This is a genomic window from Streptomyces sp. NPDC087300, from assembly GCF_044744425.1.
Classification (GTDB): domain Bacteria; phylum Actinomycetota; class Actinomycetes; order Streptomycetales; family Streptomycetaceae; genus Streptomyces.
Genome location: NZ_JBIUYI010000003.1, coordinates 92,579 through 118,558 on the forward strand (window position 1 = coordinate 92,579; position 25,980 = coordinate 118,558).

Annotated in this window: 24 protein-coding genes and 1 tRNA gene; 12 read left to right on the top strand and 13 right to left on the bottom strand. The window is 70.7% G+C overall.

All coding sequences use genetic code 11. The features are described from left to right. The first annotated feature begins 6 nt into the window (after positions 1 to 6). Positions 7 to 1,632 (top strand): (2,3-dihydroxybenzoyl)adenylate synthase, encoded by a 1,626-nt coding sequence (locus ACIO9J_RS11295; RefSeq protein ID WP_401996154.1) that lies wholly within the window; start codon positions 7 to 9, stop codon positions 1,630 to 1,632. Between the two features lie 120 nt (positions 1,633 to 1,752). Here ACIO9J_RS11295 and ACIO9J_RS11300 read toward each other — a convergent pair whose 3' ends face one another. Beyond that, on the bottom strand, positions 1,753 to 2,457 hold the full coding sequence (locus tag ACIO9J_RS11300) for an LmbU family transcriptional regulator (protein WP_401996157.1): 705 nt from the start codon (positions 2,455 to 2,457) through the stop codon (positions 1,753 to 1,755). A 387-nt stretch (positions 2,458 to 2,844) separates the two neighbouring features. Between ACIO9J_RS11300 and ACIO9J_RS11305 the strand changes: the two genes are divergently transcribed. Next, on the top strand, positions 2,845 to 3,468 hold the full coding sequence (locus ACIO9J_RS11305; protein WP_401996160.1) for a TetR family transcriptional regulator: 624 nt from the start codon (positions 2,845 to 2,847) through the stop codon (positions 3,466 to 3,468). A gap of 13 nt (positions 3,469 to 3,481) precedes the next feature. Here ACIO9J_RS11305 and ACIO9J_RS11310 read toward each other — a convergent pair whose 3' ends face one another. From ACIO9J_RS11310 to ACIO9J_RS11320, 3 genes are all read right to left on the bottom strand, one after another. Next, positions 3,482 to 4,234 (bottom strand): SDR family NAD(P)-dependent oxidoreductase, encoded by a 753-nt coding sequence (locus ACIO9J_RS11310; protein WP_401998486.1) that lies wholly within the window; start codon positions 4,232 to 4,234, stop codon positions 3,482 to 3,484. A gap of 100 nt (positions 4,235 to 4,334) precedes the next feature. Then, positions 4,335 to 5,039 carry an HAD family hydrolase gene (locus tag ACIO9J_RS11315; protein WP_401996163.1) on the bottom strand — a complete coding sequence of 235 codons (705 nt, stop codon included), beginning with the start codon at positions 5,037 to 5,039 and terminating at the stop codon, positions 4,335 to 4,337. Between the two features lie 118 nt (positions 5,040 to 5,157). After that, positions 5,158 to 5,760 carry a ScbR family autoregulator-binding transcription factor gene (locus tag ACIO9J_RS11320; protein WP_401996166.1) on the bottom strand — a complete coding sequence of 201 codons (603 nt, stop codon included), beginning with the start codon at positions 5,758 to 5,760 and terminating at the stop codon, positions 5,158 to 5,160. Between the two features lie 175 nt (positions 5,761 to 5,935). Here ACIO9J_RS11320 and ACIO9J_RS11325 point away from each other — a divergent pair, with 175 nt between their 5' ends. Beyond that, on the top strand, positions 5,936 to 6,967 hold the full coding sequence (locus tag ACIO9J_RS11325; RefSeq protein WP_401996168.1) for a ScbA/BarX family gamma-butyrolactone biosynthesis protein: 1,032 nt from the start codon (positions 5,936 to 5,938) through the stop codon (positions 6,965 to 6,967). Between the two features lie 34 nt (positions 6,968 to 7,001). On the opposite strand, the gene ACIO9J_RS11330 is transcribed toward ACIO9J_RS11325, so the two are convergent. Further along, positions 7,002 to 7,559: a helix-turn-helix domain-containing protein gene (locus ACIO9J_RS11330; RefSeq protein ID WP_401996171.1), complete on the bottom strand. Its 558-nt coding sequence runs from the start codon at positions 7,557 to 7,559 to the stop codon at positions 7,002 to 7,004. Positions 7,560 to 7,888: 329 nt separating this feature from the next. Between ACIO9J_RS11330 and ACIO9J_RS11335 the strand changes: the two genes are divergently transcribed. From ACIO9J_RS11335 to ACIO9J_RS11350, 4 genes are all read left to right on the top strand, one after another. Then, positions 7,889 to 8,743, top strand: a complete 855-nt coding sequence (locus tag ACIO9J_RS11335; RefSeq protein WP_401998489.1) for an alpha/beta fold hydrolase — start codon at positions 7,889 to 7,891, stop codon at positions 8,741 to 8,743. A 175-nt stretch (positions 8,744 to 8,918) separates the two neighbouring features. Beyond that, entirely contained in the window at positions 8,919 to 9,266 is a 348-nt protein-coding gene (locus ACIO9J_RS11340; protein ID WP_401996174.1) for a DoxX family protein, read from the top strand. A 93-nt stretch (positions 9,267 to 9,359) separates the two neighbouring features. Next, positions 9,360 to 10,454 carry a chemotaxis protein gene (locus tag ACIO9J_RS11345; protein WP_401996177.1) on the top strand — a complete coding sequence of 365 codons (1,095 nt, stop codon included), beginning with the start codon at positions 9,360 to 9,362 and terminating at the stop codon, positions 10,452 to 10,454. Between the two features lie 219 nt (positions 10,455 to 10,673). Further along, positions 10,674 to 11,099, top strand: a complete 426-nt coding sequence (locus ACIO9J_RS11350) for a hypothetical protein (RefSeq protein ID WP_401996180.1) — start codon at positions 10,674 to 10,676, stop codon at positions 11,097 to 11,099. Positions 11,100 to 11,161: 62 nt separating this feature from the next. On the opposite strand, the gene ACIO9J_RS11355 is transcribed toward ACIO9J_RS11350, so the two are convergent. Both ACIO9J_RS11355 and ACIO9J_RS11360 read right to left on the bottom strand, forming a co-directional pair. After that, positions 11,162 to 12,424, bottom strand: coding sequence for an arginine deiminase (locus ACIO9J_RS11355; RefSeq protein ID WP_401996182.1), 1,263 nt, complete (start codon positions 12,422 to 12,424; stop codon positions 11,162 to 11,164). Positions 12,425 to 12,492: 68 nt separating this feature from the next. Beyond that, positions 12,493 to 13,950: a basic amino acid/polyamine antiporter gene (locus ACIO9J_RS11360; protein WP_401996185.1), complete on the bottom strand. Its 1,458-nt coding sequence runs from the start codon at positions 13,948 to 13,950 to the stop codon at positions 12,493 to 12,495. 327 nt (positions 13,951 to 14,277) lie between these two features. On the opposite strand from ACIO9J_RS11360, the gene ACIO9J_RS11365 reads away from it, so the two are divergent. Then, positions 14,278 to 15,111 carry a PIG-L family deacetylase gene (locus tag ACIO9J_RS11365; RefSeq protein WP_401996188.1) on the top strand — a complete coding sequence of 278 codons (834 nt, stop codon included), beginning with the start codon at positions 14,278 to 14,280 and terminating at the stop codon, positions 15,109 to 15,111. Positions 15,112 to 15,259: 148 nt separating this feature from the next. Here the strand turns inward: ACIO9J_RS11365 and ACIO9J_RS11370 are convergent. Continuing rightward, positions 15,260 to 15,336 (bottom strand) — tRNA-Pro (locus ACIO9J_RS11370). A gap of 138 nt (positions 15,337 to 15,474) precedes the next feature. Between ACIO9J_RS11370 and ACIO9J_RS11375 the strand changes: the two genes are divergently transcribed. Together ACIO9J_RS11375 and ACIO9J_RS11380 are read left to right on the top strand one after the other, a co-directional pair. Beyond that, positions 15,475 to 16,197 carry a transketolase gene (locus ACIO9J_RS11375; RefSeq protein WP_401996191.1) on the top strand — a complete coding sequence of 241 codons (723 nt, stop codon included), beginning with the start codon at positions 15,475 to 15,477 and terminating at the stop codon, positions 16,195 to 16,197. A 35-nt stretch (positions 16,198 to 16,232) separates the two neighbouring features. Next, positions 16,233 to 17,156 carry a transketolase family protein gene (locus ACIO9J_RS11380; protein WP_401996194.1) on the top strand — a complete coding sequence of 308 codons (924 nt, stop codon included), beginning with the start codon at positions 16,233 to 16,235 and terminating at the stop codon, positions 17,154 to 17,156. On the opposite strand, the gene ACIO9J_RS11385 is transcribed toward ACIO9J_RS11380, so the two are convergent. The 3 genes from ACIO9J_RS11385 to ACIO9J_RS11395 form a co-directional block, all read right to left on the bottom strand. Next, the gene (locus ACIO9J_RS11385; RefSeq protein WP_401996197.1) at positions 17,113 to 18,513 is read right to left on the bottom strand and encodes an MFS transporter; all 1,401 of its coding nucleotides are present in this window, start codon (positions 18,511 to 18,513) and stop codon (positions 17,113 to 17,115) included. The genes ACIO9J_RS11380 and ACIO9J_RS11385 overlap by 44 nt on opposite strands. Before the next feature lie 68 nt (positions 18,514 to 18,581). Then, positions 18,582 to 18,965 (bottom strand): MmcQ/YjbR family DNA-binding protein, encoded by a 384-nt coding sequence (locus tag ACIO9J_RS11390; RefSeq protein ID WP_401996200.1) that lies wholly within the window; start codon positions 18,963 to 18,965, stop codon positions 18,582 to 18,584. 80 nt (positions 18,966 to 19,045) lie between these two features. Next, the gene (locus tag ACIO9J_RS11395) at positions 19,046 to 20,056 is read right to left on the bottom strand and encodes an alpha/beta fold hydrolase (protein ID WP_401996203.1); all 1,011 of its coding nucleotides are present in this window, start codon (positions 20,054 to 20,056) and stop codon (positions 19,046 to 19,048) included. 397 nt (positions 20,057 to 20,453) lie between these two features. Between ACIO9J_RS11395 and ACIO9J_RS11400 the strand changes: the two genes are divergently transcribed. Together ACIO9J_RS11400 and ACIO9J_RS11405 are read left to right on the top strand one after the other, a co-directional pair. Beyond that, on the top strand, positions 20,454 to 23,918 hold the full coding sequence (locus tag ACIO9J_RS11400; protein WP_401996206.1) for a ThuA domain-containing protein: 3,465 nt from the start codon (positions 20,454 to 20,456) through the stop codon (positions 23,916 to 23,918). Between the two features lie 8 nt (positions 23,919 to 23,926). Beyond that, a complete protein-coding gene (locus ACIO9J_RS11405) occupies positions 23,927 to 24,844 on the top strand; it encodes a sugar phosphate isomerase/epimerase family protein (protein ID WP_401996209.1) in 918 nt (305 codons plus the stop codon). On the opposite strand, the gene ACIO9J_RS11410 is transcribed toward ACIO9J_RS11405, so the two are convergent. Both ACIO9J_RS11410 and ACIO9J_RS11415 read right to left on the bottom strand, forming a co-directional pair. Then, complete coding sequence (locus tag ACIO9J_RS11410) at positions 24,838 to 25,404, bottom strand: GNAT family N-acetyltransferase (protein WP_401996211.1); 567 nt, start codon at positions 25,402 to 25,404, stop codon at positions 24,838 to 24,840. The genes ACIO9J_RS11405 and ACIO9J_RS11410 overlap by 7 nt on opposite strands. Beyond that, complete coding sequence (locus ACIO9J_RS11415; RefSeq protein ID WP_401996214.1) at positions 25,401 to 25,964, bottom strand: helix-turn-helix domain-containing protein; 564 nt, start codon at positions 25,962 to 25,964, stop codon at positions 25,401 to 25,403. Before ACIO9J_RS11415 ends, ACIO9J_RS11410 begins: the two co-directional genes overlap by 4 nt. Between the last annotated feature and the right edge of the window lie 16 nt (positions 25,965 to 25,980).

The window sequence follows — 25,980 nt, forward strand, 5'->3', positions numbered from 1 at the left end:
TGAGACATGCTCGAAGGCTGCGCCTTCTGGCCCGCCGACGTCGCGGGCCGGTACCGGCAGGACGGCTACTGGCTGGGCCGTTCCCTCGGCGACCTGCTGGCGCGATCGTGCGCCGACAACGCCGCGAAGACCGCCGTCGTATCCGGCGGGCGACGCATCACGTACGGCGAACTCGGCGCGGGCGCCGACCGGTTGGCCTCCGGTCTGCTCGGTCTCGGGCTGCGCCCGCTCGACCGGATCGTGGTGCAGATGCCCAATCTGCCGGAGCTGATGACGGTGCTGCTCGCGGTGTTCCGCGCGGGCGTCATCCCCGTTCTCGCGCTGCCGGGCCACCGCAAGAACGAGATCGTCCACCTGTGCGCGCACTCGGGCGCGATCGGCTACCTCGCCATGGACGACTTCTGCGGCCAGGACTACCGCGCGCTTGCCCGTGAGGTGTGCGAGGAGGTGCCCGGCATCCGTCATGTGCTGATCTCGGGCGACCCGCAGGAGTTCACCTCCCTCGAATCCCTCGCCCTGACCGGACAACAGACGGACGGGGCAGACGAGTTCGCACCGGTGGACCCTTCGGATCCCGCCCTCTTCCTGCTCTCCGGCGGCACCACCGGGCTGCCGAAGCTGATCCCCCGGACGCACGACGACTACGCGTACAACATGCTGGCCACCGCGCGTGGCCTGCGGATCGGGCCCGACGACGTGTACCTCGCGGTCAATCCGGCCGCGCACAACGCCGCCCTCGGCTGCCCCGGCGTGCTCGGCACCCTGCTCGTCGGCGGCAAGGTGGTGCTCGCCGCGGGGCCGCGTCCGCAGGAAGCGTTCGAACTGATCCGCCGCGAGGAGGTCACCCTCACCACGCTCGTCCCGCCCCTGGTGCGGATGTGGGTGGACGCGGCGGAGAAGGAGCCGGTAGACCTGTCGGCGCTGACCCTCCAGGTCGGGAGTTCCAAGTTCAACCCCGCCGAGGCGGAACGGGCCCGCAAGGTCCTCGGCTGCCGGCTCAGCCAGTGGTACGGCATCGGCGAGGGCCTGCTCACCTACACCCGGCTCGACGACCCGGACGACATCGTCTTCGGCACGGAGGGCCGCCCGATGGCCGCCGCCGACGAGATACGGGTGTGCGACCCCGTCACGGGCCAGGAGCTCCCCGACGGCACCGAGGGCGAGCTGTGCACCCGCGGCCCCTACACGATCCGCGGGTACTACGACGCGCCGGAGGTCAACGCCCGCTCGTTCACCGCCGACGGCTTCTTCCGCACCGGGGACCTGGTGGTGCGCCGCCCCGACGGGAACATCGTCGTCACCGGCCGGCTCAAGGACGTCATCAACCGGGCGGGCGACAAGGTCCCGGCGGAGGAGGTCGAGAAGTATCTGCTCACGCATCCGTCCGTGCAGGACGCGGCGGTGGTCGGGATGCCGGACCCGGTGCTCGGCGAACGCAGCCACGCGTTCGTCCTCACGCACGACGGGGCGCTGCGAGGTCCCGCGCTGAAGGCGTTCCTGCGCACGTGCGGTCTCGCCACGTACAAGATCCCGGACAAGGTGCTGCTGCGGGACGCGTTCCCGTACACGGCCGTCGGCAAGGTCGACAAGGGCGCGCTGCGGGCGGCGCTGGAGGTCCGGCCGACCGGGTGAGGCGGGCAGTGGGTGGTGAATTGGGGCGGCGGCCCGGAAGCTGAGTCTTCCGGGCCGCCGCCCCAATTCCTCGCCCACGCACCACCGATGACGATTACCTGAGTATCTTCGGGAAACTATTCATAAACTCAATGCGGGAACTTCTTCCAAATCCGCGAGAGTCGCCCCCGCCTCCCTGTCCAGGGTCGCCATCACCCAATTCTCCAGGTCGATTCCGGACTGTTCAGCGGCCTGCCGCCACCGTCGCACGCGATTGTCGGGGACTTCGAGACGGCGTACGGCGACGGCCTTCTTCTCCTTGGCGGGCGCGATGTCCGTGCGCTCGTCCCGTATGGCGTTGCGCAGTTGCTTGGTGCTCCACATCGCCTCCTCGGCACGCTCCAGCCACACGTCCTGTTCGCCCTGCGGCAGCGACGCCACCTCCGCGTGGTGCTGGAAGCTCAGCTTGGCGCGGCGGCGCGAGACGTCGAAGCGGCGGGAGACCCAGGCGTAGTTGCGCAGGGTCTGGTACTGGAGACCGGCGGCGCAGATTCCGCGCTGATAGCGGTCCGCGTAGTGCGCCTTTCCGTAGACCAGCCAGTCACCGAGCCACCAGCAGGACGAGTCGACGATCCGGGCGAGCTGCCGGCCCGCGCGCTCCCAGTCGTCGAAACTCAGGGCGGTCGGCATCTCCAGGCCCACCCCCGTGGTGAGTACCTGCCCGGCAGGCGGCCCGCCGGGCGGGCGGAGCCCGACGCCCGGCACCTGACCCGACGGGGAGTGCGTCTGCGCCTGCACCGGAATCAGGGCGATCTTTTTCGCCCGGGTTTCCCCTGCCGTATTCATGAACGTTCCCCCATATCGACTGACGGTCACTTCACGGTCATTCGCGTGATCGATGTGGATGGAAGATCACCGCCGGCCTCATCCGCACTTACACCCGGAGATACATCCGACGCGCATCCTTCCCATGAGTAGCCTGACAGCTGTGCCCCGCGGGAGAAAGTCCGGGCGCGTCAGGGCCATCGACTTTGGCAAGTCCGCCGGAATCCGGTCCGGGGGCGCGTGCGGGGGCCGTTAAAGTTCCATCAATTATTCGGCCCGCTCGACTACTTGGGCAACTCCACGTTGCCGGTCATCGCAGGCCGGAGCAACCTTGGAGGTCCGCCCCCCGCCCCGGACGCCGGACCGCACGTACCTGTGCGAGCCGGACGTCGAGTTTACGGAGAGACCATGGTGAAGCAGGAGCGAGCGATCAGGACCCGCCGCGCCCTGGTGGTGGCGGCAGCCGCCGAGTTCGACCGGGACGGCTACGACGGTACGTCGCTGTCGCGGATCAGCCGGGCGGCGGGCATCTCGATGGGCGCACTCACCTTCCACTTCCAGGCCAAGAGCGAACTGGCGGAGGCGGTGGAGGAGGCGGGGCGGACGGTGACCCGAGCCGCACTCGACAAGGTGACGGCCACCGGCGATCCCCCACTGCACCAGGTGGCGGCGCTGATGACGGAACTGATCCTGCTCGTGGAGAGGAACCCGGAGGTGCGTGCGGCCGTCCGCCTGGAGCGGGAGCGCCCGGGAACGGACGGCTGGACCGCCCTGTGGCTGCCGGTCGCGCACCTGCTGCTGCGGCACGCGCACGGCAACGGCCAACTGCGGGCGGAGGCCCGCCCCGACGACGTGACGACACTGGTGCGTCATCTGGTCGCCGGGGCCGCCGCTCATCTGCGGCACCGGGACACGGCCGCCACCGACGACGTCGCCCCGCTGCTCGCCCACAACTGGCAGCTGGTGCTGACCGGCATCGCCACGGCGGAGCCGGGCGTCGCGGTGCGCAACCACCCGCCCGGCCTCTCCTGACGGCGCCGACGGCTCAGGCGGCGGTCCAGCCTCCGTCCACCGGCACCGGCGCCCCGGTCACGAACGACGACGCGTCGCTGCACAGCCAGGCCGCCGCCTCGGCGACCTCCACCGGGGCGGCCATCCGCTTCTGCAGCGAGCGGGCGGTGAACGGCTCCGTCAACGCCGGTGTCTCCGCGAGGACTTCCTCCATCAGCTCGGTCAGGGTGGACCCCACGACCAGGGCGTTCACCCGTATTCCGCGCTCGCCGTACTCGGCGGCCGCCGCCTTCGTCAGGCCGATCACGGCGTGCTTGGCCGCGACGTAGGGGGCGAGGGCCCCGGTGGCGACCAGGCCCGCGGTGCTCGCCGTGTTCACGATGGACCCGCCGCCCGCGGCGAGCATGGCGGGCACCTGGTGTTTGACGCAGTTCCAGACCCCGCGCAGATTGGTGTCCACGATCTGGTCGAAGACGGCGTCGTCGGTCTCGTGGATGAGGGTGCCCGCGGCGCCCCAGCCCGCGTTGTTGAAGGCGCCGTCGAGCCGCCCGTAGGTGTCGACCGCCATGGCGACGGCCCGCTTGACGTCGACCGGGTCGGTCACGTCACCGGCACAGACGCTCGCGCGGTACCCGCGGTCGGCCAACTCCTTGGCCAGCGCCTCCAGTCGGTCCCTGCGGCGGGCCATCACCACCACCGCGGCGCCCCGCTCGGCGAAGAGCCTGGCGGCGGCGGCCCCGATGCCGCTCGACGCGCCGGTGACCATGATGACCTTGCCCTCGAGCATGTGTGGCATGCCTGTGAGACCCATCTGCTCCCCCGTTCTCGTGATCCTCCGACAATCCCTGACCGTACGAGTGGTGCGGTGTGCGCAATGTGAGAGTGCGTCAGGAACCGGTCCAGCACGTGCCGTTGGCAGCCTCACCGTCGAGCCGCGCGAGAAGTTCCTCGTCGATCCCGTCCAGCGAAGGCACCACATGGCGCACTCCGGCCTCCCGCATCAACTGACGCTGGAAGCTGCCGTGGAAGTTGCTCGGGTGGCCGATGAATGCGACATCGAGCTCTCTGGCCGCCTCGGCCACACGGGCCACGTCGTCGACGAAGAGCACTTGGTCGTGGCGGAGTCCGAAGAGGGCGGCGATCTCGCGGATGCCGGGCCGGAAGTCGTTGGTGCAGACGTAGTGCGGTGCGTCGAAGAGGTCGACGTGCGGGCCGAGGAAGCGGTCGAAGTGCTCCTTTCCGAGGCCGCCGTAGCAGACGGTCGCGAGCCCCAGGGAGCGCACCCGCTTGAGCAGGTCGAGCGCGCCGTCGAGGACTTCGACGGGGTGGTCCGCCAGGTAGGCGGCACGCTCCTCGAAGTACCGAGCGAGCGCTTCCCCGCCGTCCACCCCGGAGCGGTCGAGTCCGGTGACGGCGGCCATCTCACGGCCTGCGACGGCCTGCGGTTGGGAGAAGATCCGCCGCTCGACGTCGGCGGTGTAGGCGGCCCCCCGGCTGACGACGAAGTGGTGGATGACGGGGCTGAAGGTGTCGTTCAGCAGGACGCCGTCGATGTTGAGCGCGGCGAGCCGTAACTGACGTGCCGGTGGCATGAGCTCTCCTCGTGAGTGAGCGCTGAAGGGCGTACGAACGAAGGAGGTGCGGCGGTACGTGTGCGAAGTGGAGTACCTCGGCGCGGGGCGAGGCACGGCGGGTTCGGCGGGGCGTGGCTCAGCCGACGAGGGCGTCCGCCCGCTCCAGACTGACCTCGATCGAGTCGCGGAACGATTCGTTGACGATGCCCGGCAGGAGCAGCAGCCACATGTCGATGGCGCGCTCGGAGAGGTCGGCGCGCTTGTTGACCAGGTCGGAGTACATCTGCATGCCGGTGCAGGCGCCGACCACGAACTCGGCGATCTGGTGCGGCGATACGTGCTCCCGCAGCTCGCCCGCCTCGCTGGCGGTGACCAGGCACTCCTCCATGGTCTTGCCCCACTCCTCGTAGGGCGTGGAGTCGTGCAGCCCGAAGCTGGTCTGCTCGCTGGTGAGGCGGACGCCCGCGCGCAGCAGCGGGTCGGTCTGGAGCTGGCGCGACCAGACCAGGGTGAGGTCCACCAGCCGCTGCAGTCCGTCCGACGTCAACCTCGGGATGATGGAGTCCTGTTGGGCGTTCATCACCTCTTTGGCGAGGGCTTCCTTGTTGGCGAAGTGAAAGTAGACGGCTCCCAGGGTGACTCCGGCGCGCATCATGATCTGCCGCATGCTCGAACCGCTGTACCCGAACTCGTCGAAGACCTCGGCGGCCGCGTAGAGGATCGTCTGCCTCGTCTTCACCGCCCGGTCCTGCTGCACCCGCGCCACCCCGGTCCCCGCCTCTCGCTCGACTCCCACGCGACTGCCGACGCCAGATGGCTCGACAATCAAAACGAACACTCTGTATTTTACAGATCGGCCCACGGAGCGCCAGGTCTCCAGAGCCTCGACATGCGCACGCCCAATGGGGGATGACATGCCTTTGTTCGCAGGTCCCGTGCCATCGCAACCGACGCTGACCACGACGGTTGCCCGCGAGTACGTTCATCGAGCAGCACATTCCGAGGTGTTCCTGACGGGGTGGCGCGACACGGGTGAGGACACCTTCACCGTGACCGCCCAGTGGCCGAGGAGCCACAGCTTCTTCGTCTCCGAACACGCCCTGTACGACCCGCTGTTGCTCTGCGAGACCATACGGCAGTCCTTACCGCTGCTGTCCCACGCGGCCTACGGGGTGCCCTTCGGGCACCAGTTGAGCTGGTCGCACTTCCAGTACGAACTGAACCCGCAGGCGATGCGCATCGAGCAGGCGCCCGCCGACATCCAACTCAACGTGACCTGCCGCGACATCGTCTACCGGCGCGGCGTCCCCACCTCCCTCTCGATGCACTTCGAGATCCTGCGCGGCGATCTCCTGCTGGGCAGCGCGAGCACCGTCTTCATCTGTGTCGCCCCGGCGATCTACCGCAGGATGCGGGCCGAACACGGCGACGTGGAAGCGGTGTTCGGAAGCGCACCGGCTCCCTCTCCGGCGCTGCCTACGCAAGTGTGCGGGCGCGACCGGGTCCAGGACGTCGTCCTCTCGCCCTCGCCGACCCCGCAGGTCCCGGGCCGCCGCTGGCAACTGCGGGTGGACACGACCCACCCCGTGCTCTTCGACCACCCGGTGGACCACGCGCCCGGGATGCTCCTGATGGAGGCGATCCGGCAGGCCGCCCACGCGCTGACGCCGGCCGCGGACATCACGGCGCTCTCCTCGATGGACATCACCTTCCACCACTACGTGGAGTTCGACAGCCCCTGCTGGGTCGACGCCCGGCCGATGCCGTCCGCCGAACCGGGGGAACCGCGCGGCATCCTGGTCGAGGTGGCGCAGAACGACCGCACGATGCTGACGGCGGTCACCGGCGTCACGGATCTGCTCAGCCCGCAGCTCATCGCGGGGCAGTTGACCGACGGCGTCGGCGCCGAGGTGGTGGGCGCGGCGGTGGCCGCGGCCGCCCGCTGACCCACGCCACCGGCGGTCGATCCGAACCGTCGCCTCACTCCTCATCCGGCCCCTCGGGGGCCTCCTCGGTCCCGGCCGGAAAAAGAATGGTGCTCACCAGGACGGACCTGCGCCCCGGCGCGGGTCCGTTCTGCATGCGCGGCACGATTGCGGCCTTCAACTGACCGACGACATCGGCCAGTTCGTCGTCGTCCAGCCAGACGGTCGCCTGCCGGTAGGAGACCGCGTCCGCCACGGGACGGGCGTCCGCGCGGTCGAGATAGGTGTCGAACTCCGCGATCAGCGTGGCCATCGCGGCCGCGAACCCCTTGCGGTGGTCGCCCGCGGACATGGCGGCGGCCGCCTCGGCCCCCACGACGGCCGGCACCGGGCCCAGCCGGTAGCGCCGCTCGACCGCCCCGCGCACCCGCTGCTCGCCCTCCACCTCCAACAGGCCGCCCTCGGCGAGCCGGTCGACGTGCCGGTACATCGTCGCCTTCGACACACCCGGGACGCGCGCGCACAACTGGCCGGTGGTGTGGGTCTTCCCGTCGGACATGGCATGCACGATGCGCAGCCGCACCGGGTGCAGGAGCAGGTCGATGGTGTCCACGAGGGGACGATCTCACACCGCACGCGGGTTCGAGAGGCACTTCTCACGATTGATCGCACGGTTGACACCATCCTCACTCTTGAGAAAGGTCGACGGTGTCCGCCGTCGACAGCGAGGAGCAGCCGGTGCCTGGCCGCCAGCAAGCAATCACCTTTCACAGCAGCACTTCTGAGGCGTTATCAGATCCTGAGGCTCTCTCAGCTTCCGGTGCCTTCTCAGATGCCGGGGCTCGCTCAGCTTCTGGGGCCTCCGCGCCGACCGCTGCCACGGCGGACCTCCGGCAGCCACCCCGGGGCACACTGCACCCGCAACTGCGTCTGCTCTGCCACATCGACCGAGCCGCCCCGGCCGACGGCGCCCCGGGCCCGACCGTCGTCTTCGTCCCCGGCGCGGGAATGCTGGGCCTCGACTATCTGAACCTCCACGACCGCCTGCGCACCGGACCAGGGCCGCGCGCCACCAGCGTGCTCTACGACCGGGCGGGCACCGGCTGGAGCGAGCCCGGCCGCACTCCCCTGCCGCGCACCGCCGCCGAGGTCACCGACGAGTTACGCGCCCTGCTGCGCGCCGCAGAGGTCCCCGGCCCGTACGTCCTGGTCGGCCACTCCCTCGGCGGACTCTACGTACGCCACTACGCACAGCGCTTCCCCGACGAGGTGGCGGCGCTCCTCCTCCTCGACCCGAACCACGAGGACTACGCGCACCGGATGCCGCCGCAGATCCTGTCCGACGCGGCCGGACCGGCGGACGCCGGCGCGCTGCCGGACCCGGGCGAGGAGGTCATGGAGACCTACCGCACCCAGTACGCGCGCAAGCTCGCCGGCTGGCCCGCCGAGGTACGCGGGCCGCTGGTCGAGCAGCACCTGCGGACCTGGCGCACCGGCCTCACCGAGATGGCGAACGTCGAGTCCGTCCTCTACCCCGAACTGCGCGCGGGCGGCGGACTCCCCGACGTACCCCTGACCGTACTGACCGCGCTCGCTCAGGATCCCGCGCACGCGCACCTCCTGCCCGACGGTCTCGCGCAGGCGATGAACGACGCGAAGCTCGCCGTCCACGCCGACCTCGCGGCCTCGGTCCCCCGGGGCGTCCATCGCGCCCTGCCCGACGCGGAGCACAACTGGATCCATGTGGACGAGGAGACGCTGGTGCTCCGGTGCGTCGAGGACCTGATCCGGGGCTAGCGGACCTCATCCGGGGCCGGCGAGACCTCGTCCGGGGCCGGCGGACCCGGCGGAGAAATCTTTTTCCGGTGGGCTGTCACATTCCCGCTCCCCCGCGGGTCAGGGGGATGAGGGAGCGAGACTCCCCGCCGGAGCGGCCCCCGCACCGGCACCCGCCAGCTGAGGAGCCACCCTGATGTCCACCGCCTACGTCGTCGTCACGCTCGTCGCCGCCGCCATGACCGCCTTCTCCGCCGGGTCCGCGTTCCTGCGCGCCGCCTGGGTCGTCAAGCCCATCCACGACTACGGCGTCCCGGACTCGTGGCTGCCCTGGCTCGGCGCGGCCAAGGCGGCCGGGGCCGCGGGCCTGCTCGTCGGGTTCCTCGTGCCCGCGATCGGCGTCGCCGCGGGGATCGGGCTGGTGCTGTACTTCGCCGGCGCGGTGATCACCGTGATCCGCGCCCGCTGGTACACCCACATCCCCTTCCCGCTGGTCTACGTCGCCCCGGTCGTCGGCGCGCTGGTCCTGGGCCTCGCGGCCTGACGACGTGCCCTGACTCCGATTGCCGCATATCGTTCATGGAGTCACCAAAGCCACATAAGGCCGTGCAGGACACCCCGTCCCGGAAGGGCCCTCATGCACCGCTCACTGACCTCCGCCACGCTGGCCGGACTGCGGCAGCCGCGCCCCTATCCCGCCGTCACGGTGGTACTGCCGACGCACCGCAGGGAACCGGACAACGCACAGGATCCGGTCCGCCTGCGCAATCTGGTCGCCGAGGCCAAGGAGCGGCTGCGTGCTGACCCCGCCGTCACCGCCGAGCACGCGGCCGACGTCTCGGGACAGCTGGACAAGGCCCTTGAGGAGGTGGACCTGGTGCACGCCGAGGACGGACTCGTCGTCCTCGCGGCACCCGGCGAGCACCAGGTGTGGTCCCTGGCCCGCTCCGTGCCCGCCCGGGTCGTGCTCGCCGACACCTTCCTGACCCGCAACCTCGTGGCGGCCCAGGCCGCCGAGCGCCCCTACTGGGTACTCGCCGTCTCCGCGGACCGCGTCACCCTCTGGAGCGGCACGCCCGAGCGCGTCACCGAGCACCGGGCGGACGGCTTCCCGCTGACGCGCAGCCTGGAGGACCCCGACGCCCAGCGCAAGGAGCGGATCGGCGACCTGCCGAGCACCTTCCGCGACGAGCAGACCCGCGCGTTCCTGCGCGAGGCCGACCAGGCGCTCGCGGCCGTGCTCGGCGCCGAGCCCCGGCCGCTGTTCGTGGCGGGCGAGGCCGCGGCGCTGTCCCTGCTCGACGACGTCGGCACGGCGGCCGACGGGGCCTCCCCGATCCGGCACGGCGGCCTGGCGCAAGGTCCGGCGACCGCGGTCCACGAGGCGGTCCTGCCCGCTCTCGCCGACCGCGCCAAGTCCGAACAGGACGCGGCCCTCAAGGAGTTGGACGGCGCCCAGGGCCGCAAGCAGTACGCGGCGGGACTCGACGAGGTCTGGCAGAACGCGATGACCGACCGCGTCGGCCTGCTGGCCGTGGAGGACACCTACCGCGCGACCGTACGCGACCACGGAGGCCACCTCGTCCCCGCGGAGAGCGGCGACCTCGACGCACGCGACGACATCGTGGACGAGATCGTCGAACGCGCCCTGGATGGTGGGGCCAAGGTCCGCTTCCTCGCGGAGGGAACACTCGCGGACCGGGGGCGGATCGCCGCGGTCCTTCGGTACTGAGTCACTCGGAATCCACGGGCCCGGCCCGTCGGCGCTCCCTGACGGCCTCCCGCGCCCGTCCCAACATTGCGCATCCCCGCAGCTCACACGAGGGCCGGTGTCCCAGGCGCTGCTGGGACGCGGGAGCGCTATCCACGGGAGTGACGGCGCTGCCACTGTTGCCCAGCGCCGCCGGGAAAGGCGGTCGGCATCCATGGGCAGGACGACCAAGGGGGAATCATGCAGCACGTATTCAGGGGGGCCGGGCTTCTCGCGGCGGCTGGAGCGCTGACGCTGGTCGGCTCGGGCACGGCGTCGGCGGGTGTCTTCGGCACCATCGACAACAGGACGCCCTACTACTTCGACGCGGGCGACCTCGGCGGCGGCTCCTCCAAGTGCAAGGTGTGGAACAAGGACGGGGGCTCGAAGATCTCCAACAAGACCTTCAACTGCACCATCGAGAACATCGCTCCGCACACCCAGACGGGCACCTGGTTCGACGCCGATTCGCTGCGTCCGCGCGGCGGCCAGAACGAGTACAAGGTCCGCTGGGGCAACGGAAGCTGGACCTGGGTGAGCATGTACGTGTACACCAAGATCCAGGACGACGAGATCGCCAAGTGCACGAGTACGGCGCTCGGCCTCGTCGAATGCACGGTGAAGTAGGCAGGAAAACGGAAAGGGCCGTATCGGATCACTCCGGTACGGCCCTTGGCCTGCGCGTACGGTCAGAACCCGACTGGCTCCCTGATCAACGGACACGTCATGCAGTGCCCGCCTCCGCGCCCCCGGCCGAGCTCCGCGCCGACGATCGTGATGACCTCCACCCCGGCCTTGCGCAGCAGCGTGTTGGTCTGGGTGTTCCTGTCGTACGTGAAGACGACGCCCGGCTCCAGGGCCACGGCGTTGTTGCCGCTGTCCCACTGCTGGCGCTCGGAGGCGTACTCGTCGCCGCCCGTCTCGATCACCCGCAGTCCGGACAGGCCGAGGGACTTGGCGACGACGTCGACGAAGGGCCGCGACCCCTCGTCGGTGATGTGCAGCCCGGCGGCCGTGTCGCCGGGGCGCAGCGTGAACGTGCGCACCGCGTCCATGATCTTCGGGTAGAGCGTGACGATGTCGCGGTCGGCGAAGGTGAACACCGTGTCGAGGTGCATCGCCGAACGCAGCTTGGGCATGCCCGCGACGACGACCTGCTCGGCGGCCCCGTTCTGGAACAGCGCGGAGGCGACCTGTGTGATGGCCTGCCGCGAGGTGCGTTCGCTCATGCCCATCAGGACGACGCCGTTGCCGACCGGCATGATGTCGCCGCCCTCGAACGTGGCCTGCCCCCAGTCCCGTTCGGGGTCGCCCCACCACACGGTGGCGCCGGTGAAGTCGGGATGGAACCGGTAGACGGCCTTCATCAGGAGCGTCTCGTCGTGCCGGGCGGGCCAGTACAGCGGGTTGAGCGTCACGCCGCCGTACAGCCAGCACGTCGTGTCGCGCGTGTAGAGGGTGTTCGGCAGCGGAGGCATCAGATATTCGCGTACGCCGGTGGACTCGCGCACGAGGGCGACGTAGTCGGAGCGGAACTCGTCGGGCAGGTCCGCGGTGGCGAGGCCGCCGATGAGGTACTCGGCGAGCTTGGCGGGTTCCAGGGTCTCCAGGAAGGCGCGGGTGCCGTCGATGAGGCCGACGCCGACCTCGTTCGCGGTGATCTTCCGTTCCAGCAGCCAGTCCCTGGCGCCGGGCACGGCCACGGTCTGCGCGAGCAGTTCGTGCAGTTCGACGACGTCGACGTCCCGCTGCCGCAGCTTGTTGACGAAGTCGGCGTGGTCGCGCTGGGCGTTCTCCACCCACATCACGTCGTCGAAGAGCAGATCGTCGGCGTTGGTGGGGGTGAGCCTGCGGTGGGCGAGTCCGGGCGCGCAGACCAGGACCTTGCGCAGCCTGCCGACCTCGGAGTGGACGCCGAACGTCGGAGCGGTGGTGGTGTCGGGGCTGGTCACGGTGTGCCTTTCCGGGGTTGCGACGGGTACGGCGTCGGAGGCGGGACGGGGCCGGTCCCGGCCGCCCGTCACAGGCTGATCCAGCCGGCCGCGAGGGCGATCACACCCACCACGGCGCCGATGACCGAGACGGCGAGGATGACGAGTTCACGGGGCGAGAAGAGGCGTCTGCCCTGCTCGCGCCGGGCCATCACGAACAGGATCGTGGCCGGTGCGTAGAGGACGAAGGAGACGAGGACGAACTTGAGTCCGGCCGCGTACAGGAGGAACGCGGTGTAGAGCACCGCGAGCGCCCCCACGACGAGTTCGCCGCGGGTGGCCCTGCCGCCCTCGGTCCTGCTGTCCGCGCGCAGGGCGATCTTGACGGCGAACCCGGCAGCGAGCAGATAGGGGATGAGCGACAGCGAACTGGTCAGGTCGAGCGCGAAGTTGAACGCGTCGTCGGAGAACATCGTGACGACGAGCACGACCTGGGTCAGGCAGGTGGTCATCAGGAGCGCGGGCACCGGCACGTCGGCCGCGGTGGAGCGGCCGAGGAAGCGCGGCATGTCGTCGTCCTTCGCGGCCACGAAGAGGACCTCCGCGGACATCAGCGTCCAGGCCAGATAGGCGCCGAGCACCGAGACGATCAGTCCCAGGCTGATGAACACCTTGCCCCAGGTGCCGACCGCGGACTCCAGGACCCCGGCCATGGACGGCTGCCTGAGCTCGGCGATCTCGCTCATCGGCATGATGCCGTACGACACGATGGTGACGGAGGCGAAGACGGCGAAGACGCTGAGGAAGCCGAGGATGGTCGCCCGGCCCACGTCCTTGCGGCGCTTGGCGTGGCGCGAGTACACGCTGGCGCCCTCGACGCCGAGGAAGACGAAGACGGTCGCCAGCATCGTGCCGCGCACCTGGTTGAACAGGGAGCCCGCGTAGTCCGCGCCGCCGAAGTTGTCCGCGAAGACGTCCGCCTTGAAGTAGAAGAGCGCGAGCACGACGAAGAAGAGGATCGGCACGACCTTGGCCACGGTCACGATCCTGTTGATCGCCGCGGCCTCCTTGACGCCCCTGCGGATGAGCAGGAAGAACGCCCACAGTCCGACGGAGGAGAGGACGACGGCGAGCACGGTGTCACCGTCGCCGAGGCTCGGCCAGATCGCGCCGACCGTGGACATGATCAGCACCCAGTACGTCACGTTGCCGACGCACGCGCTGGCCCAGTAGCCGAATGCCGAGAAGAACCCGAGGTACTCCCCGAACCCGGCCTTCGCGTACGCGTACACACCGGCGTCCAGATCGGGCCGCCGCACGGCGAGCGTCTGGAAGACGAACGCGAGCATCAGCATGCCGGTACCGGCGATCGCCCAGGCGATCAGCGCCCCGGCGACCCCGGTCTCCTCGGCGAAGCGCCGCGGCAGCGAGAAGACCCCGGCCCCGACCATCGAGCCGACGACCATCATGGTCAGCGTCAGCATGGACAACTTGACGGCCGATCCCCGCGCCTCGGTGGCGCCGCCCTTGGTGTCCACGTGGCTCATGTCGCTCCTCGTCGGCGCACGGGGCCCGCTGCCCGCGTCCTGCTCGATCGGGAGACCACCGAGAGGGGAAATCTATCGCGAGGCGGGTGTTATGTCCTGATTTGATCCCGCGCGGCGAGAGCCTTGGCCGGACCTGCACGCAGAGCGATCCTCGGGGCATCGGCCGTCGGCTTCCCGATCGGCCACGCCGGGAACATCCGGTCAGGTCGCCACGGTTGCACCCCCAGGGTCGCGGCACTCCCACCGCGCATCCACATCACGATGCTTGTCTACAGATCCATGCCTAGATCCACGTCTACAGATCCATGCCTACAGAAGGACAGTTCCATGACTGACCGGCCCCTGACGCTCATGGCGGTACACGCTCACCCCGACGACGAGGCCACGAGTACCGGAGGGGTCCTCGCGCGCTATGCGGCGGAGGGCATCCGGACCGTTCTCGTGACCTGTACCGACGGCGGTTGCGGTGACGGACCCGGGGGCATCAAGCCGGGCGATGCCGGGCACGACTCCGCGGCCGTCGCCGCGATGCGCCGTCAGGAACTCGAGGCGAGCTGCGAGGTCCTGAAGATCAGCGATCTGGAGATGCTGGACTACGCCGACTCCGGGATGGTCGGCTGGGCGGCCAACGACGCCCCCGGATCCTTCTGGGGCACCCCCGTGGCGGAAGGCGCCGCCCGGCTCGCGGAGCTGATGCGGCACTACCGGCCCGACGTGGTCGTCACCTATGACGAGAACGGCTTCTACGGCCACCCCGACCACATCCAGGCGAACCGCATCACGATGGCGGCGCTGGAGCTGACCGAGCTCACGCCGAAGGTGTACTGGACGACGATGCCCCGCTCGACGATGCAGCGGTTCGGCGAGACCATGCGCGAGTTCGGCGAGGACATGCCGGAGCCGGACCCCGCCGAGACCGCCGCGCTGGCCGAGATCGGCCTCCCCGACGACGAGATCAGCACGTGGGTGGACACCACGGCGTTCAGCGGTCAGAAGTTCGACTCCCTTGCCGCGCACGCCAGCCAGGGCGAGAACATCTTCTTCCTCAAGATGGGCAAGGAGCGGTTCGGCGAGCTGATGGGCATGGAGACCTTCGTACGCGTCAAGGACACCACCGGCGCCGCCGTTCCCGAGAACGACCTCTTCGCGGGGCTGCGCTGACCCGCACGGCCACCGGGGCCCCGGCCCCGGTGGTCGGCGCATACCCACCGGCACCTTGACCCACGGCGCCATGCCCGCCAGAGACCCGGACATGCGAAAAGCCGCCCTCTTCGTATGAAGAGAACGGCTTCCGACCTGCGTGAAACGCTGGTCGGGACGACAGGATTTGAACCTGCGACCCCTTGACCCCCAGTCAAGTGCGCTACCAAGCTGCGCCACGTCCCGGTGCCCGTGTGACCTGGGGTTTCCCCTGGCCGAACGCGCACCGAAACAATACCGCACTCCGGCCCGTGATCGCTCACCCCTTTCCCCGGCCGGGTCCCCGTTGACCTCAAGTGCGGTTTAAGTTGCACGCTTCTCGGCATGACGACGACCACGGAACGCGCATACGACCACGCAGACCTGCCCCGGCTCATGGGGCTGATGACCGGGGCGGAGAAGCACGGGCCCGCGGCCACCTCCACGCTCGACGCGCTCTGGGTGCTCTACGACCGGGTGCTCGACGTCACACCGGAGCGCATGGACGACCCGGGGCGCGACCGGTTCCTGCTCTCCAAGGGGCACGGGCCCATGGCGTACTACGCGGTGCTCGCGGCCAAGGGGTTCCTGCCGGTGGAGTGGCTGGAGGGCTTCGGGGCGTACGACTCGCCGCTCGGGCACCATCCGGACCGGGTGCTCGTGCCGGGCGTCGAGATCGGCAGCGGGTCGCTCGGGCACGGGCTGCCGCTCGCCGTGGGGACCGTGCTCGGGCTCAAGGCGCGGGGGTACTCCGAGGCCCGGGTGTGGGTGCTTGTCGGGGACGCCGAGATGGACGAGGGCAGCAACCACGAGGCCGTCGCCTACGCCGGGCCCGCCGGGCTCGAACAGCTGCACGTCCTCGTCATCGACAACGCCTCCGCCAGCTACACGCGGCCCGGCGGGATCGCCGCCCGGTACGAGGCCGCCGGCTGGTCCGCGGAGACCGTCGACGGACGCGACCACGAGGCGCTCCACGCGGCCTTCACCGCGCCGCATCCGGGACGGCCGCGCGTGGTGGTCGCGCGCGTCGAGCCCAAGGAGTACGCCGGCGAGCCCAAGTCCGCGTGAGCACCCACAACACTTCCCGGAAGGACCTTTCTGCCATGGACACCATGCGTGACCGCTTCGCCCCCGTGCTGACCCGGCTGCTCGACGAGGATCCCCGCGTCGCCGTCGTCCTCGCCGAGATCGGCAAGGACGGCTTCACGGAGGCGATGCGCGCCCACCCGGACCGGGTGATCAACGTGGGCATCAGGGAACAGCTCCTGGTGGGGGCCGGTGCCGGGCTCGCGCTCGCCGGGCTGCGGCCCGTCGTGCACACCTTCGCCAGCTTCCTGGTGGAGCGGCCCTTCGAGCAGCTCAAGCTCGACTTCGGGCACCAGGGGGTGGGCGGCGTCCTGGTCAGCGCCGCCGCCTCGTTCGACTGGCCCGCGGGCGGCTTCACCCACATGTCGCCGGGCGACGTGGCCCTGCTCGACACCCTCGACGGCTGGACCGTGCACGTCCCCGGCCACCCGGACGAGGCCGAGGAACTGCTGCGGCACGCCGTCGCCGCGGGCGACGACAAGGTGTACGTGCGTCTGTCGGTGCAGTCGAACGAGCGGGCGCTGCCGGTCGACGGCGCGCGCTTCCTGACCGTGCGCGAGGGCCGCTCCGGCGTGGTCGTCGCGGTCGGGCCGATGCTCGACCAGGTCCTCGCCGCGACCGAGGGGCTCGACGTGGGCGTGCTCTACGCGACGACCGTGCGGCCCTTCGACGAGGAGGCGCTGCGCCGGGCCGTCGGGGGCGGGCCGTCCGCCGACGTCGTGGTCGTGGAGCCGTACCTCGCGGGCACCTCGACGGGCGCCGTGAACGACGCGCTCGCGCATCTGCCGCACCGGGTGCTCGGCCTGGGCGTCGGCCGCCGTGAGCTGCGCCGCTACGGGACCGTGGACGAGCACGTGGCCGCGCACGGGCTCGACGCGGGATCACTGCGCGAGCGGATCACCGGCTTTCTGGGCGAGCGGACGCCCGTCGGGGTGGCGTAGGCGGACCCGCCGCTTCCACCGGCCCCACCGTCTGCGCCGTCTCTATCGGTCCTGCCGTTCCCGACCCGGCCGCCGTCCCGCCGTGCGACCCGTACGACGGCTCGACGCGCACCAGGCCGCGGATCGCGGGGACCGAGAGCAGCGCGAGGCACACCACGGCCGCCATCACGCCACCCGTGATCAGCACCCGCTCGGCACCGAAGGCACTCGCGGCGGGACCCGCGAGTGCCTGGCCGACCGGGAGCATCGCGAGTGAGCCCGCCACGTCGTACGCGTGGATGCGGTTGAGTACGTCCGGGCGGACCTGGGTCTGCACGCTCGTCGCCCACATCACGCCCCAGAAGGAGATCCCGGCGCCCGCGACGGCCGCGCCGAGCGCCATCAGCGGGACGCCGAGCTGGGCGCCGACCGCCGTCGGGAACGCGCAGTAGCCGAAGAGCGCGAGGGACCCGGCGCGCAGCATCCGGCGCGGGCGCAGCCGCAGGGCGATCAGGCCGCCGACGACGGTGCCCGCGCCGAGTGCCGAGTTGACCAGGCCGTACGCACCCGAACCGTGCTCCTGGACGACGAGGGTGGCCACCAGCGGGACGGTGGGTCCGGTGGTCGTGATCATCAGTACGCCGAAGATGGCGATCACGCCCCACAGCCAGGTGCGGGCCCTGAACTCACGCCAGCCCTGGACCAGATCGGCCCGGAAGCCCTCGCTCTGCGGGAGCGACCCGGCGAGCGCGGGCGGCAGCCGGAGCAGGACGAGGCACAGGGCGCTCAGTCCGTACGTCGCCGCGTGCGCGGCGAAGACCGCGCCCGGCGAGGCGAGTCCGACCAGGACACCGGCGACGGCGGGGCCCGCGAGGGACGCCGTCGACTCGGCGACCCGGATCGCGCCGTTGGCCCGCTGGACGTCGGCGGCGAGCCGCGGGACCGTGCTCGCGACGCCCGGCTGGAAGAGCGCCGCGGCCGCGCCGTTGACCGCGCCGATCACGCAGATCTGCCACAGGACGACGTGCCCGGTGAAGAAGAACACCGCCGCGAGCGCCTGGGTGCCGAGCCGCACGGCATCGGCACCGATCATCAGGAGGCGCGTGCTGAACCGGTCGGCGAAGACCCCGCCGAAGATGACCAGGCCCGCGAAGCAGACGGTGGTCGCGGCCATCGCGAGGCCCACGGCCCCCGCGCCGTACCCATGGTCGAGCAGGCCGGCGGCGAGGGCGACGGGCAGCATGGTGTCGCCCAGCTTGGCCACGGCGCGGGCCGCGAAGAACAGCCCGAAGTCCCGCGACCAGAGGCCGTGCCGCGCCGTACGACTCCGCGCCGCACGACTCCGCTCCCCCGTCGGCTTGCCCGTCCGCGTCCCCATCCCGATCCCCTCCCCGAAGGCACTGCGAGGGGATCATGCCACGGCGGACAGACAGCGCTCTCTTTCTTTCAGCCCGTGGCCGCCACCCCCAACTCCGGGTGCGCTTCGAGGAGTCGGGGCGGGGCCGCCTGGCGCCAGGAGTCCGCGAGGATGTCGGTCAGCTCCTCCTCGTCCAGGGCGGCGAGGCGCACGCGGACCCAGGCGGAGCCCGCCTCGTGGTCGGCGACCCAGAACTTGCCGGGCTCGGCGAGGACCAGTTCGTCACGCTCCACCTTCGGACAGCGGACGGCGAAGGACGTCTCGTCGTCGGGCACCGTCACGAACATCTTTCCGGCCACGCGGAACGTGGGCATGCTCCACGCGATCTTCTCCACCGTGTCCGGCAGGGCGAGGGCGATGCGGCGCACGTCGTCGGAGGTGACGACGCGGGCACGGGATCTGGACTTCGACATGCCATGAACCGTAGCCAACGCCACTGACAGTCACCCGCCGACGACGTGCGCCACGGCCCGCCGCCCTCACCTCCTCCGCTTCACAGCACCCGCTCGTCCAGCCAGTCCGTGAGGTCCTTCTGGACCTCGTCCCTGTTGGTCTCGTTGAGGATCTCGTGGCGGGCGTCCGGGTAGCCCTTCCAGGTGAGGTCCTCGACGCCCACGTACCGGAAGTCCTCCAGGAGTTCGTGGACCAGCGTCATGCCCTGGTTGCAGGGGTCCTGCTCGCCGACCGCGATGTGCACGGGCAGGTCGGCGGGCACGCGCGCGAGGTTGCGCGGATCGTTGATCTTGCGGACGCCACGTACCCAGTCCAGCGAGAGCCCCGCGGAGAACGGGAATCCGCAGCGCTCGTCGGCGGCGTACAGGTCGACCTCGGCCTCGTCGCGCGAGAGCCACTCGAAGCCGGTGCGGTGCGGGTACGGGTCGTTGAAGGAGGCGAAGAGGTCGGGCACGAAGGAGGAGCGTGCCGCGCGGCCGCCCTCGTCGATCTCCCGTTCGAGACGGGCGAGGGACTCCTCCGGCTCGGCGCCGGGCAGCGAACGGAACGTGCCCGAGAGGATCAGGCCCGCGAGCCCGTCGGCGTACTCCTGCGCGTAGTCCCGCGCGAGCATCGAGCCGAGGCTGTGTCCCAGGAGGAAGAACGGCAGCCCGGGGTGCAGGGTGCGCACCTGGTCACCGATGTCCTTCAGGTCGTCGACGATCGCCCGCCAGCTGTCGATGCCCGGGGCGCACGCGATGTCCGTGGCGACGGACGCGCCTGGCGTCGTCACGCCGTAGCCGCCCGTGGCCTGCGCGGTGGCGCCGTGCCCCCGGTGGTCGGAGGCGACCACTCCGTAGCCGTGCGCGGCCAGGTGGCGGGCGAACCGGTCGTAGCGCAGGGCGTGTTCGGCGGCGCCGTGCGCGATCTGCACATAGGCGCGGGGCCTGCCGTCGGCCGGCAGCCAGGTGTACGTGGCCACGGGCACGCCGTCCGCCGCGTTGAGCAGCCCCGCGCTGAAGGTCGCGGTGGGCGTACTGGTCGGACCGTGGGCGTCGTCTCGGTCGGGCATCGGAGCGGGCTCCCTGAGAGTGCGGCTGTCTTCCTCCGCCCGAGCCTCCCCCACGTACGAAACCTCATGCGCCCCATCCCCACCTCACGCCGGGCGCGCGGCCCGGGTCCGGGTCCAGCCCGGCATCCACGCGCGCGTGCATGGTCATCCCCGTGTACGGATGACCCACTACCGACGTACCGCTCCAGACACCGACCTCCCCCAACTCCCGCCCCGCCCAAGCCCCTTCCGACCCATTGACCCTCCGTGGAACCGGAACCTACGCTGAGCCTCGCGCGACGAAAGCGCTTTCTAGGGAGGGGCGGCCCCCGAAGCCGTACCTCCGCTCAAGCGCGGACGCAACTCACCGCACACCCGGCGACCGGCAGCCGTCCACCCGCCAAGCCCAGGGAGCGCCATGAGTTCCACGGCACCGCAGCGTGCGCCAAGACCCCTGCTCGTCCTCATCGCCCTGCTCGCCCTCGTCGTGGGTCTCGGCATCGGGGCGCCGCCCCGTGCCGAGGCCGCGGCGGCCTTCCGTGTCCTGGTGTTCTCCAAGGTCACGAACTATCGCCACGACTCGATCCCCGCGGGCGTCGAGGCGATCGAGAAGCTCGGCAGCGAGAACGGGTTCGAGGTGGAGGCCACCGACGACGCGTCGGCCTTCACCGACGCCAACCTCGCCCGCTTCCAGGCGATCGTCTTCAACAACACCAACTCCACGCCGGAGAAGGGCGATCTGCTCGACGCGGCCCAGCGCGCGGCCTTCCAGAAGTACGTGCGGGCGGGCGGCGGCTGGGTCGGCCTGCACGCGGCGTCGGCGAGCGAGCGCGACTGGGACTGGTACGAGGGCCTGGTCGGCGCGATCTTCGACAAGCACCCCGCCGTACAGACGGGCCGGGTCAAGGTGCTCGACCAGGCGCACCCCTCCACCAAGGGGCTGCCCGAGCTCTGGGAGCGCACGGAGGAGTGGTACAACTGGCGCACCAACCCCACGGGGAAGGTGCACACCCTCGCCCAGGTCAAGGTGCGCGACGGCGTCTCGGGCCTCGACGAGGGCGTCGACCAGCCGTGGTCCTGGTGCCAGAACTACGACGGCGGCCGCTCCTGGTACACGGCGGGCGGACACGCCAAGTCGGCCTTCCAGGAGGCGGGTTTCCTGCGGCACGTCCTCGGCGGCATCCAGTGGGCGGCGGGCGACAAGCCGGGCGACTGCACCGCGACGAAGACGGGCAGCTTCCAGCGCACGCCCCTCGCCACCGAGGACCTCGCCGACCCGTTCGAGCTGGCCGTGGCGCCCGACCGCAGGGTCTTCTTCATCCAGCGCACCGGAAAGCTCAAGATCATCGACCAGGAGACGCTGAAGGTCTCCACCGCGCTCGACCTCGCGTACACGCCGGAGATGACGAGCCAGTCGGACGGACTGCTCGGACTCGCGCTCGATCCGCGGTTCAAGGACAACCACTGGCTGTATCTGCTGCATTCGGACAAGACGGAGAAGCGCATCAATCTGTCGCGCTTCACCGAGGCGGGCGGAAAGATCGATCCGGCGTCGGAGAAGCGCCTGTTGACGATTCCGACGTGGCGCGGCGAGGGCCGGGCGAATTCGCACATGGCGGGCTCGATCGCCTTCGACAAGAAGGGTGATCTGTACGTCGCGACGGGCGACAACACCGACCCGTTCGCCTCCGACGGATTCTCCCCCGTGGACGAGCGCGAGGGGCGTCGCGCCTGGGATGCGCAGGGCACCGCGGGCAATACGAACGACCTGCGCGGCAAGGTCCTGCGGATCACGCCCAAGGACGACGGGACGTATGCCGTGCCCGAGGGGAACCTCTTTCCCGCGGGTACGGAGAAGACGCGCTCCGAGGTCTACGCGATGGGCCTGCGCAATCCCTTCCGGATCACCACGGATCCGCTGAGCGGCGCGCTCCTGGTCGCCGACTACGGGCCCGACGCCAGGAAGGCCGTCGCGGACCGGGGCCCCGAGGGGACGGTGGAGTTCGACCGGATCACCCAGGCGGGCAACTACGGCTGGCCCTACTGCGTCGGGAACAACACCCCCTTCAACGACTACGACTTCGCCACCAAGACGTCGAAGGAGAAATTCGACTGCGCGAAGCTCGTCAACGACTCGCCGAACAACACGGGCCTGCGGGATCTCCCGCCCGCGAAGCCGGCGAACGTCTGGTACGCGTACTCGGAGTCGGCGGAGTTCCCGGAACTCGGCGCGGGCGGCGGCGGGCCGATGAGCGGTCCCGTCTACGACTACGACGCCGACAACGCGTACAAGACCAAGTTCCCCGAGTACTTCGAGGGGAAGTGGTTCAACTACGAGCTGACCCGGCAGTGGTTCAAGACCTTCTCGATACAGCAGAAGGACCAGACGTTCACCGATCCGCGCTTCGAACCGGCGAAGGCGGGCGATCTCCAGTCCATCAATTCCGTCTTCTCCGACATGAAGTGGAATCAGCCTTTCGACGCCGATTTCGGGCCCGACGGCGCGCTGTACGTCATCGACTTCGGCCTCGGCAGCGGCACGGGCCGCGGCGGCAGCAACGAGGGCGCGGGCATCTACCGCATCGACTACGTGGCGGACGGGCGGCTGCCCGACGCGCGGATCACGGCGACCCCTGACAACGGGCGCACCCCGCTGACCGTGAAGTTCTCCAGCGAGGGCTCGGGGCTCCCGGGCGGCAAGCCCGTGACGTACGCGTGGGACTTCGACGGCGACGGCACGACCGACTCGACCGAGGCGAACCCGACCCATAAGTACACGAAGAAGGGCCAGTTCAGCGCCCGGCTGAAGGTCACGGGACCGGGTGACCTCAGCGGGCTCGCCGTACGGGACATCACGGTCGGCAACACCCGGCCCGTGGTGACCATCCAACAGCCGCCGAACGGCGGGACGTTCAGCTTCGGTGACACCATCCCGTTCAAGGTCAAGGTGACGGACCGGGAGGACGGGCCGATCGACTGCGGCAGGGTCGTCGTCCAGTCCCAGCTGGGGCACGACAGCCATCTGCATCCGCTGGACAACTACACCGGCTGCGCGGGCGAGATCGTGACGGACGCCGGGGACAGCCACGGTCCGGGACAGAACCTGTACTACGGCATCACCGCCCAGTACGAGGACAAGGGTGCGAGCGGCGTGCCCGCGCTGACCGGGTCCGCCTCGCTGACGCTGCGGACGTCGTTCCGCGAGGCCGAGCACCGCACCGCCACCGGCGGCGCGCACGGCGGGGCCGACACCGGTGACCGGGCCGACGCGTCGGGCGGCAAGCGGCTCATCGAGATCGAGGACGGCGACTGGGTCTCCTTCGACCCCGTGCACCTCAAGGGAGTCGACTCCGTGACGGTCGGGGCGGCGTCGGGCGGGCTCGGCGGCGACATCGAGTTCCGCGCCGGGTCCCCGACGGGCGAGCTGCTCGGCAGGGTGACCGTGCCGAACACCGGCGGCTACGGCAACTTCATCTCACCGACCGCACAACTCGCCGACCACGACGGCACGACGAACTTGTACGCGGTCTTCACCAACCCCCGGTGGACGGCCGACGGACCCGACCTGCTCACCGTCGACTGGCTGCACTTCAACGGCCCCGGCGTCGAGAAGCGCACCGGCGCGAAGGTCTCCGTGACCGCCACCCCCGACAGCGGGGCGCCGCCCCTCGCGGTGAAGCTGACGAGCAAGGTGAAGCTGCCCGCGGGCCGCACCGCCGCCTCCTACCACTGGGACTTCGGCGACAACACGAAGCCGTCAGGTACGCAGGGCCCGACCGCCGACCACGCGTACGCGCGCGCGGGGACGTACACCGCGCGTCTGACGGTGACCGACGACAAGGGCGACACGACGACCGGCGCGGTCCGGATCACGGCGAAGTGAGGGCCACCATGAACGGCACCACGCACGGATCGCCGCACCCGTCCTCCCGGGGCGACACCAGACGCGCCTTTCTCCGTAAGACCGCCGGTGTCTCCGTAGGCACGTCCCTCGGGCTCGCCGGGGCCGTCACCGCGGCCTCGCCCGCGCGGGCGGCGGAGCACGGACACCGGCGGCGCATTCCGCGCGGCGGCATCGGGATGCACCTCTACACGATGCGCGACGTCCTCGCCCGGGACTTCGCGGGCACCCTGGAGCGGCTCGCCGAGATCGGGTACGCGACCGTGGGCGTCAGCGGCCGGCACGGGTACGGCGCACCGGACATCCGTCGGATGCTCGACGCGACGGGCCTGCGGGCAGTGCTCGAACACGTCGCGTACCCCACGCTCACCGGCAGCGGGCTGCCGGGGGCACTGGACGATCTGCGCACCCTGGGCGCCTGGTGGCCCGTGGTGCCGAGCCTGCCCGCCGCGCTGCACACGCCGGACGGGTTCCGCGAGGCGGCACGGCAGTTCAACAGGATCGGACTCGCCTCGCGCAAGGCGGGCCTCGGGCCCGTGCTGTTCCACAACCACGGCACGGACCACGTGGTCGTCGACGGCGTGAACCTGTACGACGTCCTCGTCACCGAGACCGACCCCGCCCTCGTCGGCTTCGAACTGGACGTCTACTGGGCGGTGAAGGGCGGCGCCGATCCCGCGACGTACTTCCGCCGCCATCCGCGCCGCTTCCCCGCCCTGCACGTGAAGGACATGGCGGCGGACGGCGGCTTCGCCGACGTCGGCTCAGGGACGCTCGACTTCGCCGCGATGTTCGCCCACGCGCGCGTGGGCGGCGTCCGGCAGTGGCTGGTCGAGCACGACACCCCGGCCGACCCGTTCGCCACGGCGCGCAACAGTTACGCGTATCTGTCGGCGCTGCGTTACTGAGCACCGGCTCCAGCGTGCCCGGCGCCGGCCCGCGTGCCGAGCTTCTTGTAGAAGAGGGTCGTCGCGTGCAGGCCGCCCGCCGGGTCCGTCGCGTAGTCGGGGATGGTCCCGGCCCGGGTCCAGCCCGCCTTCCCGTAGAGGGTCTCGGCGGGACTGTGGGTCTCGGTGTCCAGGACGAGCAGGGTCACGCCCGTATCCACCGCCGCCTCCTCGGCGGCGGTCAGGAGCGCGCGGGCGAGGCCCTGTCCGCGCGCGCCCGGGTGCACCATCAGCTTGATGATCTCGGCGCGGTGGCGGCCGTTGGGCTTGTCCACGAAGGCGACGCCGACGGTGCCGGTGACGCGCTCGGTGTCGCGGGCGGCCCAGACGGCGAGCCGTCCCCCGGCGACCTCGGGGGCGAGCCCGCGCCACCAGGCGGCCGCGGCGGTCCGGTCCAGACCCGCGAGGAAGCCCAGCGAGGCACCGCCGCGCACGGTCTCGACGAGCAGGTCGGCCAAGTCATCGGCGCAGGAGAGGAGTTGGTCGGCGGTGAGGCGGGTGACGGTCGAGGGGCCGGTCACGGCGTCACCACGGCCAGCGCGTACCGCACGGCCGTCTCCCCCGGGCAGCGGAACCGCGAGGCACCCCACAGCCGGTAGCGCAGACAGTCCCCGGTGCGCAGGGTGTGCGTCTCCCCGTGGACCGTGACCTCCAGACTGCCTTCGAGCACCCAGATGTGCTGCTCCAGACCGGGCACGGGCGGTCGGTCGTACGCGATGTCGGCGCCCGGCTGCAGGCGGCCCTCGACCAGTTCGCCGCGCATCCCCGCGCTCGGCGGCGAGACCGACCAGCGCATGAAGCCCGTGTCGTCGTCCGCCCAGACCGCCTGGTCGACGGCGCGCACCAGCTGCGCGGGCTCGGCCTCGACCTCGCTCAGGAGCTGCGACATGGTCCGCTCGTAGACCACGCAGAGCCGGTTGAGCAGGGCCGCGGTGGGGCTGATCTCCGCGCGCTCGGCGCGGGACAGGGTCGAGCGGCTGATCCCGCTCAGTTCGGCCAACTCGCCCAGGGACAGGCCGCGTTCGGCGCGCAGCTCGGACAGCCGGGCGGCGAGGCGCGCGTCGACTCCATCGTGTTCCATATTCGGCACGCTATCC